The following is a 405-nucleotide window of genomic DNA, read 5'->3' as shown; positions in this document are numbered from 1 at the left end:
CATTATGAAGTCCAACAGGTGTGGAATCTTTTCCTTTCCCTAAAGTCACACTCGTATAATTAATAGTGTTATTGTCATCACCTGTTTTATCATAATGAACAACCGCTGAATCATCTGACTGAAGACTGCTGGAAAGATCCTTTAAACCTTTTTCAAGCTGACCCTTGTTAACGGCATCATTGTTATCTTTTGCATCCCCTACACCGGAAATCACCCGATTCACACCGCTTGTATTCGCAACATTAATTACAGTACCATTTGTTTCCTTACCAATAGTAATAGGATCAGCGTTTTTATCCTGCTTAATAAGGCTATCTCCTTCTACTTTGGTAACCGCATTATTAATTTCTTTGGTAATCTCTTTATGAAGATTCGTGAAAGAACTACCTACACCGGTAAAGGCAG

At 38.0% G+C, this 405-nt stretch carries 1 pseudogene; it reads right to left on the bottom strand.

Annotated features, from left to right (window positions below):
* Positions 1-405, bottom strand: a pseudogene (locus tag J7R05_RS08620) (hypothetical protein); the annotation flags it as partial.

Source organism: Bartonella capreoli, assembly GCF_902813205.1.
In the GTDB taxonomy this organism is placed as follows: domain Bacteria; phylum Pseudomonadota; class Alphaproteobacteria; order Rhizobiales; family Rhizobiaceae; genus Bartonella; species Bartonella schoenbuchensis.
The sequence above is the reverse complement of the archived record's forward strand: the minus strand, read 5'-3'. Positions and strand labels throughout refer to the sequence as shown.